Below are 17,460 nucleotides of genomic sequence, written 5' to 3' on the forward strand. Positions count from 1 at the left end.
GAATCCATCTTCCAGATGGAGGGACGAGCGCCGTCTCGTCCCATTATTTTGAGACCCGATGCAACCCGCGTTGGCACAGATTATATGTTCCAACCCCCCAAAATGAATTTTGGCGGTTTCCCTCTGCGTTCTCCGCCTCTGCGGTAAACGTTCCAGATCAGAGGGTCTGGAGGAAGCGGACGAGCTGTTCGCGGTTGGGGCTGGTGGCGTGGCGCACGTAGAAGCCGGAATTAGCGACAGCAAGTTGCAGTGAATGCCCGAGGCTCAGTCCGAGCAAGCGCCCGATGACAAAGCCGGCATTGAAATGGTCGCCCGCCCCGGTGCTGATTTTCGGTTTGGCGGTGAAAGGCCCATTAACGAACACCTCTCCGTCCGCATCCGCGCCGCAGGCGTATTGCACCGGATGGATCACCACGGTGTGCAGGCCGAGTTTCTCGCGGATGGCGCCGGCCATGGAGGCATAGCCTTTCGGATTGGCGGCGAATTTTTTGAGGCGGAGCACCTTTCCAACATGGTTGGCTTCGCTTTCATTGAGGCCGAGAATGACGTCATGGAGCTGCTGGAATTCGCCGATGATTTTCAGGGCGGCGGCCAGGTCGGCGTCGATGCGCTTGGCCGGGTCGGCCAGATCGAAGAACAGGAGTTTGCGTTTTTCGTCCTTGCCGGGTTTGAATTCGCTCAGGATTTTTTTCCAGATGGCGGACATGTGGGGAAGCATGGTCCAGTTGACCATGGCCACGAAATTGGCCTGCTGCCAGAGCTTGGCGAAATTTTTGTCTCCGATGCGTTTTTTGATGGTTTCCCAACTGACTTCGCTGACGGAGGAGTGCTGGCCCAGCATGAGTTTGCCGTCGGAAAATTCGAGGGCGGAAGTGAGGGCCGGGTCGGCGATGCCGTGGACCTTGGCGCGCTTGGCGAACTCGTTGAAGACGGGGTGGAGCTTGGGATAGCCGACCATGCCGAGATATTCAACAGGCGCGCCCAGGGTGCTGAGTGCGAAAGCCATGATTGGGCCGTTGCCGCCGATTTTTTCCACGGTGGGAACCACTTCGAAGTTGGCGCTTTTGCCGGAGGCCTCGTGGATTTTTTTGGAGAAATCCTTCAGTGTGCGGTAGGGATTGTATTTGGTGACGCTTTGGCGTTGTTCCACCACCTCGAGAATGGTATCGACAAAGCCGTCAAAACCGACCAAACCATTGTATTTAAGGAGCTGGGCTCTGGAGCCAATAAGCCGTTCCGCTGTCTGCCTTGCTAAACGAGAATCCGTCATAAGCGCTCCATAATAGCTGTTTTTTTGCTTCTGACAATACAAATACATTAGGATTCGCGCGGCGCGAATCCTAATGTACTTCGTGAGAGAACCTGTTATTGGTTGCTTGTTTGAATCAAATGGGACTGGTCCCTCCATCTATTTATCAGCCGCGAATCCTAACTGAGTTTCCAATCCACCGGCACTTCCTGCTTGAGCTTGGTGCGGTTGCTCTCGAAATAAATTTTGCCGGTTCCCGCGCCGAATTCATGCACCAGCCGCGTCGCCTTCACATCGTAACAGCAATACTCCGCGATTTCCCTCAGTTTTCCTTCCTTCCACCACTTGATGGCCTGCATGCCCTCGGCGGTCTTGTTGATGCCGAGGGAAGCTTCCGCCACGGCATCCAGCCCGATGCGATGGCCGATTTTTTCCTCGATGCTGACCATCAAGTCCAGGGTTGGCACCTGCGAGAAATCAAAGCAGGTGTAAGGTTCAAGCACGGTATAGTCAAAGCGGAGAATGTTAAAACCCACGACATGATCGGCCCGCTGCAGTTCCTGAACCAGTTCGCCGGCGCGGCTTTCGTTGTAGATTTCATATCCGCCGCGGGCGGTGCTGTAGGTCACGGCGATGGCCAGGCGCATGTCCCGGATATGGCTCCAGCCGCCGACTTCCTGGGCGCTTTTTTGGGTTTCCAGGTCGAAATAGACGATGTTCTTAGCCATAAACGTGAAATTACCTTTGGTTCACACGAAGGCACGAAGGAGGAACAAAACATGCATTCACCGCAGAGGCGCAGAGAACGCTGAGGGTGAATGGAATTTTGACGATGAAACGTACATAAAAATGAAAAGTAAGAATGAGTGGATGGAGGAGCTTCATTGAGGGTTGAGCTTGTCCCAATCCAAATAAATGGGACGACATAGAGGTCATCCCTCCAGTTGCTTCACACTGAGTTCTCTGCGCCTCTGCGGTGAATTTCATTGCTTGGTTTAATTCGGTTTCTGTTTCAAGTTCAGCGCCGGTGCCAGGTTCCGTCCTCTTCCTGGACCCATTCTCCGGGGAATGAGGCGCTGCGTGTGTTGGCGGCAAATTCCTTGATATAAACATCCAAAGGCTTTTTCAGTTCATTTGACTTTTCCTTGAATTCCGACTGCCGGTCTGTGTTTTCCTCCTGCACGACCCGCTGCACATAGGCGGCGTATTCCGCATCGGCTGGTTTTTCGCGGATGACAAGCTGGCCGACATTGGATTCCCCAATGATGCGGCCATTTTTAAGGGCTTGTACTTCTCCGCGCCGGTTGAAACGGCGCTCCTTGGGACTGAGGCTTGTGGAGTTCGCAGGATTGGAATCCTTTTGGTCCTTGTCGCCGTGGGTGTAAATATCCGCCCGCATGTTGACATCGATCTTGACCGGGTCGGTCGTGGTGAGACGGACGGCGGGGGTGCAGGCAACTGGAATTAAAACGGCAATCGAGAATCCAGTATAAAGCAAGGGGCGAAGGGCGGTCGTTTTCATAATTTAGAATCCAAGTCCGGGTTTGTTGCGTTTGTCATGCCATCGAATATCGAAATTTCGGCCTCCCTGCAAGCCATCCAGCGAAAGTTTCAGGAAACTTTCCGGAGGCGCATAGGTGAAGTCACAGCGGCCCCGCGTGTAATCATAGTTGCGGAACGCATTGAGGGAGATTTCCAGCAGGTCGCGTTTGGTAACCCACCAGTCGGCCGGAATTTTTTTGATCAGGTCATCGGTGGCGGTCATCGTCATTTTCCCCGGCGCATCGAAAGTGATATAGCCGCCCAGACCTTCCACATCGTGGCTCCTGCCGTGGGTGACAAAGCGGGCATTGACTTTGCCTTGCATGACAAAGTTTTCCGGGCTTAACAATCTTGTGATGGTACCCAGTTCCATGTCGGTTGTGGAGCCCCAGCCGAGCCAGGAAAAGCCGTCCAGTTGAATCTGAAAGCCGCCGGTGAAATAGCCCTGTTCGGCGGCGCCCTTTATCTCCGCGAAGATGCCCCGGCGGTCGAAGGTCATCGACACCCCCAGTTTCCCGGACTTGATTCCCTTCCATTCAGCGGAATCGATGGTGATGGCGGGGACAAGATTGTGGACGTTGGGATTGTCCGGAGGGAGCTTGACGTACAGCCGGCCCTGCATGTTGTGAATGCGCAGGCCGATCTCGGGATAGTTCAGGTTGGACTGGGGGATTTCAAAGCCGATTTGCTCAAACGGCAGCGAGGAAAAATCGTCGAGGACCAATCCCTTGCTTTTGGCCTGAAAAATAAACGGGAGCATGAACCCGGGCCTGCCGAATGAAACCAGAATCAGCCGCCCGCCGAGCAGTTCAAAATTTGACACGGTCCACGGCAGGGTCGGCTTTGCGGCGGCTTTGTTATTTTTTTCAGAGAGTTCATCCGCGAAATAAAACAGGTCGTTGCCCACATAGACCTCCGGACTGTCGAACACGAGGCTGTCGAGATGCTGCTGCTGGATGCCGTACCAAGTGAATTTGAGGGTGATTTTTTTGAATTTTAAAACCGGCGTCAGTGGATCGTAGGGGGAATTGATGACCAGGTTTTCCAGATCCACCGTCTGGAGTTGCCTTGCCAGGGCGTCGGATTTTGTACCGCCCAGATGCAGGTTGTAAAAAACAAGGGGATCCACTGCGCCGACTGAAACCGGCACCGGAGGCAGTCCGGGGCCGAGGTTGTCCAGCATCAGGGTTCCGTCGCGAACGATCAATTGCCCGAGGGTGATGGAAAACAGGCCCAAGCCCCCGGCGTTTTTTTGTTTTGAGGCCCGTTTTTGTCCTGCGGCCTGGAGGCCGCGCAGCCAAATATGCGCGCCCTGGACATTCAGGCTGTCCACTCGTCTGAGCAAAAGGCCCGGATAGCTCCAGTGAACTTCCACAAAATCCACCCGCGCAAAATCGCCCACCTTCAGCCCACGGATCTGCAGGGTGCCCGTGTCGGTGAAGCGCGCGGATCTGGCCTTTACGGTTTCTCCCAGCAAATTACCAATCCGGCCCAGGACCTGCCGTGCTTCCAATCGGTGCAGATTATGAAGGAATAAAAATCCGGCGGCCAGCAGGACGGCCAATGCGCAGGCGATGGGATGCCGGGCACGCACCAAAAGGCGTTTCAACCTGGAGGCCTGCAATTTAAGGGCGGATTGCCAGTTATTGGTGGGCATGTGGAGTGTCCTGTGTGTACGATGAACCACGAAATGCGCGAATGAAAGTCTGAACCACGGACTCCGACATGCGCCGCGAGCAGGTGGACACGGATAGACGCTGATAAAAAGGCAGGTTCTCACACGAAGCCACGAAGGGTACAAAAGGAAATATTTTAACAAAGAGAACGCGGAGTCAGAAGAGGAGTTTGAAAGCCTCCAATAAGCTTTGTGATCTTTTTGTGAAAACCTGCTTTTAAATGGGACGAGACGGCGCTCGTTCCATCTTTTGGAATGCGAGTTTCCGAATATCTGTGTGAATCTGCGTCCATCTGCGGTTCAAAATGTGTTTTATCGTTTTGTACCTTGGCGGCCCGCGTGGCCACCTTCCCGGGCGAGGCATGATTTCCAAAAATAAGTTGGAAAGTATGCGGCATTCTGCGCATTCTCTGCGGCTGTTGTGGCGGATGAGGATTTGGAATAAACCAGCAATGTTCTATGCAGTTCGTATCTAGGTATAGCAGGGATAGGCGCTTTTTTGCCTTTTTGTTATTGTTCATTTGCCTTGCGGGATTTGCTTCCTGCAACCGCAAGCAGGAACAGCCGTCCCAGCCGCCGGCCGGTCCGGAACAGTCAACTCCACCGCAGGCGCCGCCGCCGGGTAAATTGCCGCCACTCCGCATTTACTATGAAAAGGATCCCGTTCCCCAGGCATTTTTGGATGCATGGCCGGAGCATGCCAAGTTTGAGATGATTCAAAGCCGCCTGCAATTCAATGCGGAGGGCAAATGGCCCGCAGACGGGGACTTGATGGTCATTTCTCCGCGTTTGTTTGCCTCTCTGAGCGCACAAGTGCCGATGCTTGAGCTGTCGGACCGTACTTCACTGGATGGTGTAAATCCCGCTTTTACGGAACATGGATTTGATCCGCAAAACCGGTTCACGCGGCCCTGGAGATGGACGCCTTATGTTTTTTATGCGCATCGCAACGAGCAGGGCAAACCGGCGATGTTTGAATTTCGGGAATGGAATTGGAGTACGGATGAACACTCGCTTTGGCCGGCAGACTGGGATTTATTGCTAGGCATGCAGACCCACCTGCAGGGAAAGTCGGCCAATGCCGGAAAACCGGAAACTTTTGCCAGGGAGTTGGAGGGCCTGAAGGAGCGGCTCAAGGATCGGGCGGTAACGGAGGAAGAATGCTGGAAAGCTTTCCTGGGGGGAAAAATCCAAAGAACTTTTCTGCCGGCCAGCCTCCGCTTCATGCAGGCGGAAGATCCCGGGCTGAAGGATGTGGACTGGTTTATCCCCCCGCGCGGAACATTGACACAATTTGATCACTTGGCCGTGCCGGCATCGGCCCTTCAAAAGGAAGCTGCCATCCAATTGATTCAGTTTTTATTGCAAGCGGAACAGCAAAGCGGGTTGATCAAGGAAAGCGGTTATTTCCCGGTCAAAAGCCTGGAAGGGCACGAGTGTGATTTCACGCCTGCGAATCCCGCAAATTCGCAACAAAAGCTTGCCGAGGAAGAATGGTTTAAAGGGTGGGTTAAGGGATGGTTCAATACCACGGAATTTCTGGTGGACAAGCCGCCGCTGCCTGTTGCCGACAAACCTGTGCCAGCCGCTGCGCCGCCGGAACAAGCGGCGCCAGCAAAGTAGGATCTGCTGGCGGGTTCAGTTATAATACGGCTCCCGCCAAATGCCGCATCGTTTTAAAAAGCTGCGCGGGAGTAAATGGCTTTTGAATCAGGCCATCCACCTCGGGTAATTCACTGGTGTTGAGGGCAAAGCCGCTTGCCACCACGATCCGCGCCTTGGGCAGCAGCAGGCGCAATTGTTTCACGAGGGCGGGCCCTTCGGGTCCCGGCATGGTCCAGTCTGTGATGACCCAATCGATCTCATGTTTGTGTTTTTCCGCCAATTGCAGCAGTTCATTTCCATCCTGGGCGGTGAAAAATTTGCAGTCCCTTTCCTTCAGATAAGCGCCCAGAACATCGAGGCAAAGAGGTTCGTCATCGGCAATCAACAGGCTGCTGTTGACAAGAGTTTCCACCGCCGCCGTGCCCTCATATTTTTCCACTGTGACGCACTGGAAAGCGTGGACCGGAAGATAAAAGTTCAAGCGGGCCCCATGCGGATAAGTGTTTGCAGCTTCGATGAATCCATGGTGTTGCTCCAGGATTCCGCGTGAAGTGGACAAGCCCAGGCCGGTGCCGGCCCCGGGGGGTTTGGTCGTGAAGAAGGGATCAAAAATATGCTCCAGATCGGCTTCCGGGATGCCGTTTCCGTCGTCCAGGATTTCACAGAACACATACTGCTGGAAAACGGTTCCGCTTTCCCGCTGGCAGACGCCGGTTCTAACCTCAATTCGCCCGCCGAGCGAAACGGCATCGCAGGCGTTCAACAAAAGGTTCAGGATGACCTGCTGGATCTGGGATGGATCCAGTAATACGCCAGGCAGACCCTCGCCAAGTTTCAAATCGAGGTGGATGTTTTTCTTTGCGACTGGCTGGATGAGGGCAGCAGTCTTTTTTACCAGTTCATTGAGCTTTCCATATTCGAACTCGGGGGTGCCTTGCCGGGTGGCGCTCAAAAGCTGTTCCACGATGCGGCTTCCCCGCTGGCTGGCCTCCATGATTTTGCCCGCCAGTTCATGCCCTTCCGCGAGGCTGCCGGTATTTTTCAACATCCGACTCAGGTTCCCGGTAATAATGTGCAGAAGGTTGTTGAATTCGTGCGCCACGCCTCCTGCCATCCGGCCAAGGGCCTGCATTTTGCTGCCTTCGCGCAGCAGTTGTTCCTGTTCTCGCCGCGCATAGGCCGCCCCAAACAGGTCCGCCGCCAGCTTCAGCGAATCCAATACGGCAGGTTCCCAGGAACGGTTTGCCTTTTGATCTTTCAATGCCAAAAAGCCGATGAGCCGGTTTTCATGGCGGATTGGAATCAACGCCAGGGATTTCAGACCGTGTTGCCGCATAAAGGCCAGGACATCTCCCGTGGCCTTGATTTCGTTCTGGCAGACGATGTTGCCGGCGAAAAGCTGCTGTTTCCATTCCGCCAATGACGGGTTTTCCAGGTCTGACAGGACGAATGGCGTGGAATCAGCCGGGCAGGCGCCAAGCAGGAGCGGTTCGCTCCGGCGGCGGTCAGTGAAAACGGAAGAGGCTTTGATGGAGGCATAAAAGGCATCGATCTTCAGAATCAAACCGATTCGAAATATCATTTGGTCGAGGGGTTTTTCCAAATCCTGTCTTTTGAGGATCTCATCCGCGCTCGAGCTGATTTCCGCAAGAATGGCATCTCGCTGGTGTAAAAGCGCCATGGTTGCCAGTTTTTCCTCGACCGCCTGGATGCGCTGCATGCTGCGCCAGCGGACGAACATGCCCAGAATCGTGGCAACCAGCACGGCCACTCCCGCCACGGTTCCGCTGTTGTTATCCACCTCGAAAAATTGCGCCTGCATGGTATGCGCGTCGAATGCCGTGATCACCACCGGAATTTCATCCGGTGATGAAGCTTTCCAGCCCGGCACGGTTTTGAATGAGTATTCGGGGGCGTTGACTTCCTTGCCGGGAAAGATTGACTTGTCCTCTTTTAGAAAGCCCCATTCGCTGAATTGCGGCGCCTTGCTGGTTTGAGCGGCGTGCATGTTCCGTTCAAAGAGATTTTCCAACGCGGGATTTTTTAATAGTTCGTTCAGATGCAGGCGGGACCGGGTCTCGTGGAGAATCTGCAATTTTCCGTATTTGAATTGCGCCACCCAGATGGCCAGGATTTCAGAATTCTCGGACTGGAGAGTCTGCAAGTGCCGCAAAGCGGAGTCCTCGATTTCCATTTGTATCTCACCGGGGCTGTGGAGATCCGGCGAAAGGGCGGCTGATGCCATGTTGGTGAGCGAGAAGGTCCGGGTAACCATGTTTTGTTTCAGCAAGGTTTTCGTCGTGCCGCTCAGCAGGAAAATCATGAACAGCACGCAACTGGTGAAGACGGACCAGAATAGCAGCGCATCTATGTACCAGACCGGCCTGAAAATTTGAAAAAGCCCTTTTTTCTGGATTTGATCGTTCATGAATTTGCAACGCCACCTGTTTGCTTCGAACGTTTTTCGCTCCGCAACGCTTCCCAGCGTTCCAACCGTTCCGCAATTGTCTTTTCATAGCCGCGGCCCGTTGGTTTGTAAAAGCTTTTGACTTCCGCCATCATTTTGTCAGGAGAAACACCTTCTGTAAAATCGTGGGCGTATTGGTAGCCTTCGCCGTGGCCGAGCTTTTTGGCGCCGGCATAATGAGAATCGCGCAATGCCACGGGTACTTCCAGGGTCCGGCCTTCGGAGATCGCCCGGGCGGCCTCCTCGCCTGCCGCGTAGGCCGCGTTGCTCTTGGGCGCCGTGGCAAGGTAAACGGTTGTTTCCGCCAGCGGAATACGGGCTTCCGGAAGTCCGATGAACTCCACGGCCTGCTGGCAGGCCACGGCCAGTACCAGCGCCTGGGGATCGGCCAGGCCGATGTCTTCCGCAGCCGATATGACCAGGCGCCGCGCAATGAAGCGGACTTCCTCCCCGGCATGCAGCATCTTGGCCAGAAGATACAGGGCGGCATCGGGTTCGCTGCCGCGTACGCACTTGATGAACGCGGAGATGGTGTCGTAATGGGAATCCCCGTCGCGGTCATAGACCACGGCCTTGCGTTGGATGGATTCTTCCGCCACTTCCAGCGTAAAATGAATCGCGCCCCCTTGCTGCGGGCTGGACAGGACGCCCACCTCCAACGCATTCAGCGCCTTGCGCACGTCGCCGTCGCAGATTTTGGCCAGATGGGCCAGCGCCTCGTCGTCCGCCTGTACCCGGGATGACGCTAACCCTTTGTCAGGATCGGAGAGGGCGCGGCGCAGCACGGGCACAATCTCGCTCTCGCTCAATGGGCGGAACTCAAACACCTGCATGCGCGAAATCAGCGCGGCGTTGACGGAGAAAAACGGATTCTGCGTGGTGGAGCCAATCAGTCGGATTGTGCCCATTTCCACATGGGGCAGGAGCGCGTCCTGTTGCGATTTGTTGAAGCGGTGGATTTCATCCACCAGCACCAGGGTGCGCTTTCCGTTGTGACGCCATGTGAATTCGGCCTCCTCCACTGTTTTCCGCAGTTCGGCCACGCTGGATTCAACCGCATTCAATGCTGTGAACCGTTCGCCGCAGGTGTTGGCGATCAAATGAGCTAGGGAAGTCTTTCCGGTCCCGGGCGGGCCGTAAAACAACAGCGCTGAAAAGCGTCCACTGGTGATCAGCCGGTGAAGCAATTTTCCGGGTGCCAGTATGTGTTGCTGGCCCGCGAATTCCTCCAGCGTGAGAGGACGCATTCGGGCCGCCAGATTCAGGCGGGTATTCGGCCTGGTTGCCACCTGACTCTCGAACAGTTCGGACATGCTTCCAATCTATCCTGCCGCGGAGTGATTCACTATCCTATTTTTTGAATGCGTGGACAACTTTGTTCCCGCCTGTCAGAATCGGAAGGTGCAGACAGTCGAACGACCCGATGTCCGATTGATCCGGGAACATCCCGATTGGGTGATTGTGGGCAAGCCGCCGAACTTGCTGATTCATCCCACCCGCCCGGACGGCCAATACACGCTGTTGGAATGGCTCAAGAACCGGTATCCGGGCGAGCCCGTGGCGATCATCAACCGTTTGGATCGCGAAACCAGCGGGCTTGTGCTTGTGGCGCGGACTTCCGAAGCCGCATCCGCGCTTGGCAAAATGACCATGCGCCGAGAAATCAGGAAAAGATACCTGGCCCTGGTCGTGGGGGAGCCCCTTCCTGCAGGCTCCATTTTAACACGACTGGATCGTCAGGGAAAATACCGTCCCTCGGAAATCCATCTGAAGCAGGCGGTGTTGGAGGAAGGATATCCCGCTGTCACCCGTTACACCTGCGTGGAGACGCGGCAGGATCGGGAGGGCCGAGGGGTTTCACTTGTCGAGGTGGAATTGGAAACCGGCCGCATGCACCAGATCCGCGTGCATCTGAGTCACATCGGCCATCCGGTGCTGGGCGATAAAATTTATGGGCCGGATGAAAAAAATTACCTCCGTTTTATCGAAGGCGGCTGGACGGAGGATTTGCAAAAAAGCCTGCAACTGCGCCGCCACGCCCTGCATTCCGCGCGGCTCGAATTTGTTTGGAACAATGAGCCTGTCGTGTGCCTCCTTCCGCTTTGGGAGGATATGTTGGAATTTTGGGACGGGCTGGCATTTTCACCAGAAAGTGAAAATGCCCTAACGAAAAGTTAGGAATTTTTCTTGCGCAGCAGCAACTCGACTTCGTCATCCGTGGTTTGTCGGAAATCGTCATACCAGTTTCCAACCGCTTCAAAATTGCCCGGGACATAACCGCAAACCACCTCATCGGCGAGGGACTTGAGTTTTTGACAAGCATCGAACGAACCGACTGGTACGGCCACGACAACGGTTCCGGCTTCATGTTTTCGCACGGCTGCAACTGCAGCTTCCATGGTGTATCCAGTGGCCAGGCCGTCATCCACAAGAATCACCGTTTGTTTTTTTAAACATGGAAGCGGCCGCCTGCCCCCGAACCGTTGTTCCTGACGACTTAAAGTTTCACGTTCCCGCTCCAACACTTCCCGTACCGTTTTGGGCAGAATTTTTTTTCGGTGTGGGATTTCCTTGGAAAGAATTTCCACTCCGCCCGAGGCAATGGCACCTATGGCAAATTCTGGAAACTGCGGCAGTCCGATTTTGCGCACAACGAGCACGTCGAGGGGAGCTTTCAGGGCCAGCGCGACTTCATAGGCGACGGGTATTCCGCCTCTGGGCAGGCCGAGGACAATAAGGTTTTTTTGACCCTGATGTTTTGATAACAGCGGGGCCAGAATCCTTCCTGCCGCGTATCGGTCTGTGAAATGCATGGTTCCCGACCTTTGTTCACACCCGGCACGGTGCTTCGACGACATGCCGCAGGAAGCGGCCCAAGTCGGTGCGCTCGATGTCTTCCAAAGCCATGTCGCGGACGATCTTCCAGTTGTCGGCTTTTTGCCAGGCTGGGTAGCGCTCTTTCACATCCTCAAATGCTCCCAATGCCCGGTATTTTTTGCCATACAGGTGTTGGACGGCCTTTTCTGAAAAATAGTTTTCAAAGGAGCGCCGTTCCAAAACATGGCAGCCGATGTCGGCCCGTTGGCAGGAATGCCCGAAGGCAAGCCGGTCGTTGGCAACGGACGCCTGGGCTGACGGCTTTTCGCTGTCGATCAACGCATAGACGTCCCTGCAGATTTTTTTGATCTCGGCCAATTCGTCGTCGCGGTTGGCGGTAATCATGCTTCCTCCTCCTAGCGGGAGCAAAATGACAGCATTTTCAGCCTTCATTTTTCGCAGGATCTGCCGGATGGCCTTGATCTCAGTGGGGCCTTCCACCAGCAACAGTTTGGTGCAGCCCTGTTGTTGCTGTGCGGCAAAATTCAGCTCGCCCAGTACTTCGCTCAAACGTTGTTCCGGTTTGAATTCCGTGACGGTGGTGAAGGTCTGTTCCGGATTGCGCAGGACGCTGTAAATGCGTTCGCCCGCGGATTTTGCGAGGCCGAGGTTGTGCGAGGCAAATACCAGGCCGATGCGCGCAAAGCCGCTCAATGCAGTGACGAAATCCGCCTGTAATGACACATGCAGGTGGGCTTCCGGTTCATCGATGAAGATATAATCCGGTCGGCGCAGCCGGGCGTGAAGCAGGATGAAAACCACCTGCGCAAGGCCGCTGCCGAGTTCTTCAATCGGTGTGGGGGCGTGGTTGACCAAAAACTCCAGGGTTCTGCCGCCTTTGCCCGGCACGATTTCAAACGATTTGAGACGGAACAGGGACTTGATTTCGTCGCAGACACGATCGAGATCCTTGCCGGATTTTTGAAGTTCGCGCACCTGCTCGAGAAAATCGCCGCCCATCTGCAGGTCGAACGAGCGTCCATAAAGGCTGAGTTCATCCAGGCCGCGGAACGGCCCGATGTACAGAGTCTTGGACAGGCTTTCGAAGACGTTTCTCCATTTTTCCAGGAATGCGGGATCGTCCAGAGGAGGCCGGCGACCCTGGTCTTCGTGATAAAAATTGGCACGGCAATGAAAATCCTTTCGTGAAATGACTATGAAAATATCGTCCGGGCCTGAATTGCCATTATGGCCGTTGGGTGAAGGGTGTAAAATTCGTATCCCGATGACAAGGTCCCCGTGGTTGTTGCGGTGAAAAATCTGGGTGCGGTCGGGCACGGCCAGCAACGGCGGAAGCTCCAATCCTTTGTCAATCAAGTTTACGCAGGTTTCGGGGCCCGAAGCCAGGCGGGTGAAAAGCGGACGGAATTCGTAAAACAGGCGCAGCAGGGTGGATTTGCCGGCGTTGTTACCGCCGATCAGCGCGGTGATGCCGCGCACGAGCCTGAGTTTGGCGGGAATCTCGTCGCCGAAGCAGCGGTAATTTTTGACCGTGATTTCGAGGTTCATAGAGGGGCCTGAGCCGATTTCAACTAATTCAAACAACAGTCTAGCCTGCATATTTCATACTCATTTCAATGGTCAACCTGTTAGCGCCGGGACGTAACAGCGGAAAGACACGAGCTGGGCATATGCAGGCTCTTGCAAAACCGCCTCAAAATAAGGCAGTTTTAATTCAAAAATCAAAACAAAATACCCATTCAGGCGGTTTTGCTTGTAACCCGGATGTTCCTGCACCCCTGTTCCCGCCATACTTTGGAGCAGGACATTTTGAAGCGGTTTTCTGAAGCGTGTGAAACATCCGGGTTAGCCACAAAAGAACACAAAAAAAACAAATTACGTGGAAGTTCCGGCAGTTTTTGAGTTCGCTGCGCTTTTTCGCGGCCATGTCCCTGTGCCCGGTTTTTTAGTAGGGCACTCAACGGCGGTTTTCTGAAGCGTGTATGGCATCCGGATTAACAGTAAAGAAAACCGCTGTGTGTCCCATGGAATTCTGCTAGCATTCAACGCAATGGTTCTACGCGAAAACACAAAGCTGGATCCGCGTGTGGCTTTGGTGGCGCGCCGCGCGTTGCGAACCCTCAAACGCTCGGGCATTCCTCATGCCCTTACAGGAGGAGCGCTTTTGAATCTTTTAGGCGTCGGAAGACCCACCTTTGATGTGGATATCATTGTTTCCCGCGCCCAATGGCAAAAGGCTGTGGATTTGTTGAAACGGCATTCGATCGACAATGAGCGCATGGGATTGTCTGGGGAGCCGGAGCCCGCTGCGATTCTAAAAACCAGGGAAGGCCCGTATCTGGAAATCTTTCCCGAAGGATTGACTGCCGGCGAAATTGCCAAATTGCGCGGCTATTACCGGGCGCATCGGGCGGGCAAGATCGCGTTCCGTGTGAAAGGGAATCCTTTGGTTAATTTGATCAACAGCAAGCTGGCCTCCTATTTGAGCGCCCGGGATCGTTTGCAGGATTTAAGCGATGTGCAGCGTTTGATCAAACATCAGGAGCTTTCCCTTGGCTTTGAATTGAAACTGGATTCGCGGGTTCGAAAAACGTTCCGTGATCTGTTGAAACGCACCCAACCTGTTAAAGCAACACCAGGCAAGCGTGTGCGGTCGCGTTCCTAAAGAGGTAGCTGCGAGGGGATTCTTCTTTTCAGCCCGTTTCCAGAGGCTAACTTGTATTGATTACAGACTGAAACCGATTATGACCGCCAAGACATTGCAGCAACTGGAAGCCATTTATAACCAGCCGATCTTTCAATTGATCGATCAGGCGCGGGAGATCTATCGCCGACACTGGCAGGACAATGAAGTCCAGCTTTGCACCCTGCTGAGCATCAAGACCGGCGGTTGCAGTGAAGATTGCTCCTATTGCGCGCAAAGCTCGCACTATCACACAGGCTTGGAGCGGGAAGAATTGCTGACCGTTGAGCAGGTCATGGAACACGCCCATCGGGCGAAGGAAGCCGGTTCCACCCGCTTTTGCATGGGCGCCGCATGGAAGGGCGTGCGTGAGGGCACGGAAAAATTTGAGCAGGTCAAGGGCATCATCCGCGAAGTGAGCAAACTGGGTATGGAAGTTTGCGTCACGCTCGGCCAACTGACCGAAAAGGCGGCTGAGGAATTGAAGGAAGCGGGTGTCACCGCTTACAATCACAATCTCGATACCGGTCCGGAATATTATCCTAACATTGTCAGCACCCACACCTACGGCGATCGTTTGAACACCATTCAGGCCGTCCAACGCGCCGGCATGGACGTCTGCTGCGGCGGTATTTTGGGCATGGGCGAAACCGTGACGGACCGCCTGCGCATGCTGGAGGTGCTGAGCGCATTTGACCCCGCGCCGGAGAGCGTGCCGATCAACTGCCTCATGGCCATGACTGGCACACCTTTGGAGGAATCGACCGCAGTGGATGTGTTCGACCTGGTCCGCATGATTGCGACCACCCGAATCATTTTGCCGAAGACAAAAGTGCGGTTGTCGGCCGGCCGTGCGAATTTGAGCAAAGAGGGACAGGCCTTGTGTTTCTATGCCGGGGCCAACTCGATTTTCTACGGCGGCAAACTGCTCACAGCGGTGAACCCCAAGGAAAACGAAGACTTGGAACTCTTGCGCCAGCTAGGCCTGAATCCCCAGGAGCCCCGCAAAACCTGCCTCGCCAAAGCAGAAGCCGCCACCCGCGAAGCCGCGCTGGTTTGACCTTTAGAGAGGGTCTAGGGCACAAGTACTCTGATTTTTAGGACAGGGATTGGGCCATTTGCACCGCGTAATCTGAACAAAATCAAGCCGCCCAAGCCAAACGTTGAGCCAAAGCCTGGCGCACACGTTCGTTGCTTTCCTGTTCCATCTGCTGAAGAACCCGGTTTTTTTCAAGCAAGAAGCGTTGAAATGCCTGGGGATCTTCACCGCAGACTTCACTCAAGCTTTTGGCTTGCTGCGGGGATTGCTTAATATTCATAGCTTTAATTGGAGGAATTGTTCTAGCTTGCCTTGGTCATAGGACACAAGTTCATTATTAGCATTGTTTTCTGCAATTAGCAATGGGTCGATTGCTTGCTCCGGCCGGGCTTCCCACGCATTCCAAAATAGCATAACTTTTTGAAAATGAGGGAAATAGGCCTCAAAATAAGAGGCAAAGTCACGGTGCGATGACAGTAAAAAATCAGGGTGAGCAAAGCGGCGGGTTTCTTTGGCCCGATACATGGCCCGACGTATGGCGGCTTGTATTGGGGATGCAACAGCGACCAGCTCCAGGGTATAACCCCGTGCTTTGGCTTCCTGGATGTGCTCCATTGTGGCCTCGAAATCAGACATCGAGGAATCCCAGATGAACGATCTGCCCATTTGCACCAATCGCTCAAAGAGTTTGTTTGCCAGCATGCGGGCTTCTTTCTGTACGATGGTGCTGGCACGCCCGTCTCCCAAGCGGCGGACCACTTCATATTCTGGCAGAAAGAGTTTGAAAGAATCGACCCCGACGATATTCCGAACCGATAATGGGCAATTTCTACCTGTCGCGAATTTGGAAAGTGTGGTCGATTTCCCCGCACCGTAGCCACCGCCAGCAAAAATAATGCGACGCTCAGTATTAGCGACTCCACGGCGACTCATTAATTGGACAAGTTCGTCTCTGTAGGTATTCCGCGCTATATGATCTCCTTGGGGCAAGAGCCGATCCTTAAGCGCAGAGCGCAAAAATTTGTCGAAATAGTCAAAATACGTCAGCGTATCGATGAACATGGTATCCAATGTTGAGCCAAGAACGGGATCATCGTCTTGTATAAGATAGGGTCGTGTTAGTTCATCCAAAGATACTTGAGCCCACCACCATTCCCAGAATTCCAAACAATCTTCCGTGTGTGAAAGCAATAGCGGGAAAGGGAATTTATCTCCTGCTTTTAGTGCTTCAAGGACGGGGCTCATAATTTCGAAGAAGCGTTCTTCACCAGTTGGATTTCATCTTCAGTCAGGCCGTACAGATCGTAAACTAGGCGGTCGCTTTGGCCAACTGCGATATTTACTCGAGTTTATCGGTAAAAGTAAAACGCCCTTTCCATTGTCGATCGGAGTGGTCGTTCGAATTCTTAACGAGCAGAACGACAACAGTGAAGACGCTAAAGAACAGGCCCAGGAAGAACCATAACCATGCGTTGCGCCCCGTATTCTGCGCCCAGAGCGCACAGAAGGCGCCAAAGAGAATGAGAACAAGGCCGGCGTCGCCAGCGTCCTTTGCTTTATTGTCCATTTCCGCTGCGTGCGCTTCCAGGTTTGCAATGCGCTGTTTATCGGGCAGTTGGGCGGATGCGGGAGTTGTGATGCAGATAAAAAGCCAGACAGACGCAAAAAGAAGCGGGAGAGTGCGCATACTATTCGTCCCACCCTATCCTGAACATTTTTAGCTCTGTTGAATTATATCCCTCCACAATTGCAGAAACTCGAGTTCCTGATGCATTTGACGACCAACGCAAGTTTTTGATCACATAATGGTAGCTCTCACCATGCTCTGCTTTCGCGTGAGCAATAACTTTGGCTGCGGTTTCTCCTCTGAAACTCAAAATTAATGACCCACACAAAACAATAGGCAGTAGGGCACCAATAAGAATGGGTTTTTTTACTGTTGCTGGAGAAATCCCTGCGGCAATCTGGGCTTCTGTGATCGAGGCTTGCCCTAAAGAGCGCTGAACCCAAAAGACAAATACTGTCACAATAATCGAAAACATCATATCCAAGAAGAATGTCCCTGGAGCTTGATGGAATACCGCCAACCAATATCCAAAGGGAAACATGAAAGGCATGACCAGATCCAAACCTATGAGCGCAGCAAAGATAAATAAGGCGAAATATCGGGTGTATTTGGCGGTTTTAAGTCCGCCCCGTAGCAGCAGAATTCCTGCAATTACCGCAAAAATATTAAAGCTGGAAGAATAGGATCTGTCATGTGTGATGCACCAGACCATCCATGCTATATCGACAAGCCCCACAATAATCAAAACGATGCCAACACGGCGCAAAATGGGCAGATGCTCTTTCATAAATGACT

At 53.8% G+C, this 17,460-nt stretch carries 18 protein-coding genes; 5 read left to right on the top strand and 13 right to left on the bottom strand.

Annotation, left to right across the window (positions count from 1 at the left end; genetic code table 11):
* Positions 1–157: 157 nt before the first annotated feature.
* The 5 genes from PHD76_13870 to PHD76_13890 form a co-directional block, all read right to left on the bottom strand.
* Positions 158–1,270: a PfkB family carbohydrate kinase gene (locus PHD76_13870; GenBank protein MDD5262927.1), complete on the bottom strand. Its 1,113-nt coding sequence runs from the start codon at positions 1,268–1,270 to the stop codon at positions 158–160.
* Between the two features lie 158 nt (positions 1,271–1,428).
* Positions 1,429–1,977 carry a ribonuclease H-like domain-containing protein gene (locus PHD76_13875; GenBank protein MDD5262928.1) on the bottom strand — a complete coding sequence of 183 codons (549 nt, stop codon included), beginning with the start codon at positions 1,975–1,977 and terminating at the stop codon, positions 1,429–1,431.
* Positions 1,978–2,267: 290 nt separating this feature from the next.
* Positions 2,268–2,771 carry a DUF1318 domain-containing protein gene (locus PHD76_13880; GenBank protein MDD5262929.1) on the bottom strand — a complete coding sequence of 168 codons (504 nt, stop codon included), beginning with the start codon at positions 2,769–2,771 and terminating at the stop codon, positions 2,268–2,270.
* A gap of 3 nt (positions 2,772–2,774) precedes the next feature.
* A complete protein-coding gene (locus tag PHD76_13885; GenBank protein MDD5262930.1) occupies positions 2,775–4,448 on the bottom strand; it encodes a hypothetical protein in 1,674 nt (557 codons plus the stop codon).
* 155 nt (positions 4,449–4,603) lie between these two features.
* A complete protein-coding gene (locus PHD76_13890) occupies positions 4,604–4,987 on the bottom strand; it encodes a hypothetical protein (protein ID MDD5262931.1) in 384 nt (127 codons plus the stop codon).
* On the opposite strand from PHD76_13890, the gene PHD76_13895 reads away from it, so the two are divergent.
* Positions 4,980–6,089: an extracellular solute-binding protein gene (locus tag PHD76_13895; GenBank protein ID MDD5262932.1), complete on the top strand. Its 1,110-nt coding sequence runs from the start codon at positions 4,980–4,982 to the stop codon at positions 6,087–6,089. The two genes, PHD76_13890 and PHD76_13895, sit on opposite strands and share 8 nt — an antisense overlap.
* 19 nt (positions 6,090–6,108) lie before the next feature.
* Here the strand turns inward: PHD76_13895 and PHD76_13900 are convergent, their stop codons facing one another.
* Complete coding sequence (locus tag PHD76_13900; GenBank protein MDD5262933.1) at positions 6,109–8,499, bottom strand: ATP-binding protein; 2,391 nt, start codon at positions 8,497–8,499, stop codon at positions 6,109–6,111.
* Positions 8,496–9,851, bottom strand: coding sequence for a replication-associated recombination protein A (locus tag PHD76_13905; protein MDD5262934.1), 1,356 nt, complete (start codon positions 9,849–9,851; stop codon positions 8,496–8,498). Before PHD76_13905 ends, PHD76_13900 begins: the two co-directional genes overlap by 4 nt.
* 88 nt (positions 9,852–9,939) lie before the next feature.
* On the opposite strand from PHD76_13905, the gene PHD76_13910 reads away from it, so the two are divergent.
* Entirely contained in the window at positions 9,940–10,716 is a 777-nt protein-coding gene (locus PHD76_13910; GenBank protein MDD5262935.1) for an RNA pseudouridine synthase, read from the top strand.
* Here PHD76_13910 and PHD76_13915 read toward each other — a convergent pair.
* Both PHD76_13915 and PHD76_13920 read right to left on the bottom strand, forming a co-directional pair.
* Positions 10,713–11,351 (bottom strand): phosphoribosyltransferase, encoded by a 639-nt coding sequence (locus tag PHD76_13915; GenBank protein ID MDD5262936.1) that lies wholly within the window; start codon positions 11,349–11,351, stop codon positions 10,713–10,715. The two genes, PHD76_13910 and PHD76_13915, sit on opposite strands and share 4 nt — an antisense overlap.
* Before the next feature lie 16 nt (positions 11,352–11,367).
* On the bottom strand, positions 11,368–12,975 hold the full coding sequence (locus PHD76_13920; protein ID MDD5262937.1) for an AAA family ATPase: 1,608 nt from the start codon (positions 12,973–12,975) through the stop codon (positions 11,368–11,370).
* A gap of 71 nt (positions 12,976–13,046) precedes the next feature.
* Here PHD76_13920 and PHD76_13925 point away from each other — a divergent pair, with 71 nt between their 5' ends.
* The 3 genes from PHD76_13925 to bioB all read left to right on the top strand — a co-directional run bounded on the left by PHD76_13925 (position 13,047) and on the right by bioB (position 15,119).
* Positions 13,047–13,202 carry a hypothetical protein gene (locus tag PHD76_13925; protein ID MDD5262938.1) on the top strand — a complete coding sequence of 52 codons (156 nt, stop codon included), beginning with the start codon at positions 13,047–13,049 and terminating at the stop codon, positions 13,200–13,202.
* Between the two features lie 224 nt (positions 13,203–13,426).
* Positions 13,427–14,041, top strand: coding sequence for a hypothetical protein (locus PHD76_13930; protein MDD5262939.1), 615 nt, complete (start codon positions 13,427–13,429; stop codon positions 14,039–14,041).
* 79 nt (positions 14,042–14,120) lie between these two features.
* Positions 14,121–15,119 (top strand): biotin synthase BioB, encoded by a 999-nt coding sequence (bioB, locus tag PHD76_13935; GenBank protein ID MDD5262940.1) that lies wholly within the window; start codon positions 14,121–14,123, stop codon positions 15,117–15,119.
* Between the two features lie 82 nt (positions 15,120–15,201).
* Here bioB and PHD76_13940 read toward each other — a convergent pair whose 3' ends face one another.
* From PHD76_13940 to PHD76_13955, 4 genes are all read right to left on the bottom strand, one after another.
* Complete coding sequence (locus PHD76_13940) at positions 15,202–15,378, bottom strand: hypothetical protein (protein MDD5262941.1); 177 nt, start codon at positions 15,376–15,378, stop codon at positions 15,202–15,204.
* On the bottom strand, positions 15,375–16,343 hold the full coding sequence (locus PHD76_13945) for a zeta toxin family protein (GenBank protein ID MDD5262942.1): 969 nt from the start codon (positions 16,341–16,343) through the stop codon (positions 15,375–15,377). The genes PHD76_13940 and PHD76_13945 overlap by 4 nt, the downstream gene beginning before the upstream one ends.
* Positions 16,344–16,437: 94 nt before the next feature.
* The gene (locus PHD76_13950) at positions 16,438–16,785 is read right to left on the bottom strand and encodes a hypothetical protein (GenBank protein ID MDD5262943.1); all 348 of its coding nucleotides are present in this window, start codon (positions 16,783–16,785) and stop codon (positions 16,438–16,440) included.
* 1 nt (position 16,786) lies between these two features.
* The coding region (locus tag PHD76_13955) for a hypothetical protein (GenBank protein MDD5262944.1) at positions 16,787–17,460 on the bottom strand (674 nt) is incomplete at its 5' end.

The sequence above is a fragment of the Candidatus Methylacidiphilales bacterium genome (assembly GCA_028713655.1).
In the GTDB taxonomy this organism is placed as follows: Bacteria; Verrucomicrobiota; Verrucomicrobiia; order Methylacidiphilales; family JAAUTS01; genus JAQTNW01.

Excerpts from the sequence above, each read along its gene's own strand:
- PHD76_13870 (MDD5262927.1), bottom strand. The coding sequence starts at position 1,270 with ATGACGGATTCTCGTTTAGCAAGGCAGACAGCGGAACGGCTTATTGGC.
- PHD76_13915 (MDD5262936.1), bottom strand. The coding sequence starts at position 11,351 with ATGCATTTCACAGACCGATACGCGGCAGGAAGGATTCTGGCCCCGCTG.
- bioB (MDD5262940.1), top strand. The coding sequence starts at position 14,121 with ATGACCGCCAAGACATTGCAGCAACTGGAAGCCATTTATAACCAGCCG.
- PHD76_13905 (MDD5262934.1), bottom strand. The coding sequence starts at position 9,851 with ATGTCCGAACTGTTCGAGAGTCAGGTGGCAACCAGGCCGAATACCCGC.
- PHD76_13890 (MDD5262931.1), bottom strand. The coding sequence starts at position 4,987 with ATGAACAATAACAAAAAGGCAAAAAAGCGCCTATCCCTGCTATACCTA.
- PHD76_13940 (MDD5262941.1), bottom strand. The coding sequence starts at position 15,378 with ATGAATATTAAGCAATCCCCGCAGCAAGCCAAAAGCTTGAGTGAAGTC.
- PHD76_13875 (MDD5262928.1), bottom strand. The coding sequence starts at position 1,977 with ATGGCTAAGAACATCGTCTATTTCGACCTGGAAACCCAAAAAAGCGCC.
- PHD76_13925 (MDD5262938.1), top strand. The coding sequence starts at position 13,047 with ATGCAGGCTCTTGCAAAACCGCCTCAAAATAAGGCAGTTTTAATTCAA.
- PHD76_13880 (MDD5262929.1), bottom strand. The coding sequence starts at position 2,771 with ATGAAAACGACCGCCCTTCGCCCCTTGCTTTATACTGGATTCTCGATT.
- PHD76_13900 (MDD5262933.1), bottom strand. The coding sequence starts at position 8,499 with ATGAACGATCAAATCCAGAAAAAAGGGCTTTTTCAAATTTTCAGGCCG.
- PHD76_13945 (MDD5262942.1), bottom strand. The coding sequence starts at position 16,343 with ATGAGCCCCGTCCTTGAAGCACTAAAAGCAGGAGATAAATTCCCTTTC.
- PHD76_13950 (MDD5262943.1), bottom strand. The coding sequence starts at position 16,785 with ATGCGCACTCTCCCGCTTCTTTTTGCGTCTGTCTGGCTTTTTATCTGC.
- PHD76_13930 (MDD5262939.1), top strand. The coding sequence starts at position 13,427 with ATGGTTCTACGCGAAAACACAAAGCTGGATCCGCGTGTGGCTTTGGTG.
- PHD76_13920 (MDD5262937.1), bottom strand. The coding sequence starts at position 12,975 with ATGCAGGCTAGACTGTTGTTTGAATTAGTTGAAATCGGCTCAGGCCCC.
- PHD76_13885 (MDD5262930.1), bottom strand. The coding sequence starts at position 4,448 with ATGCCCACCAATAACTGGCAATCCGCCCTTAAATTGCAGGCCTCCAGG.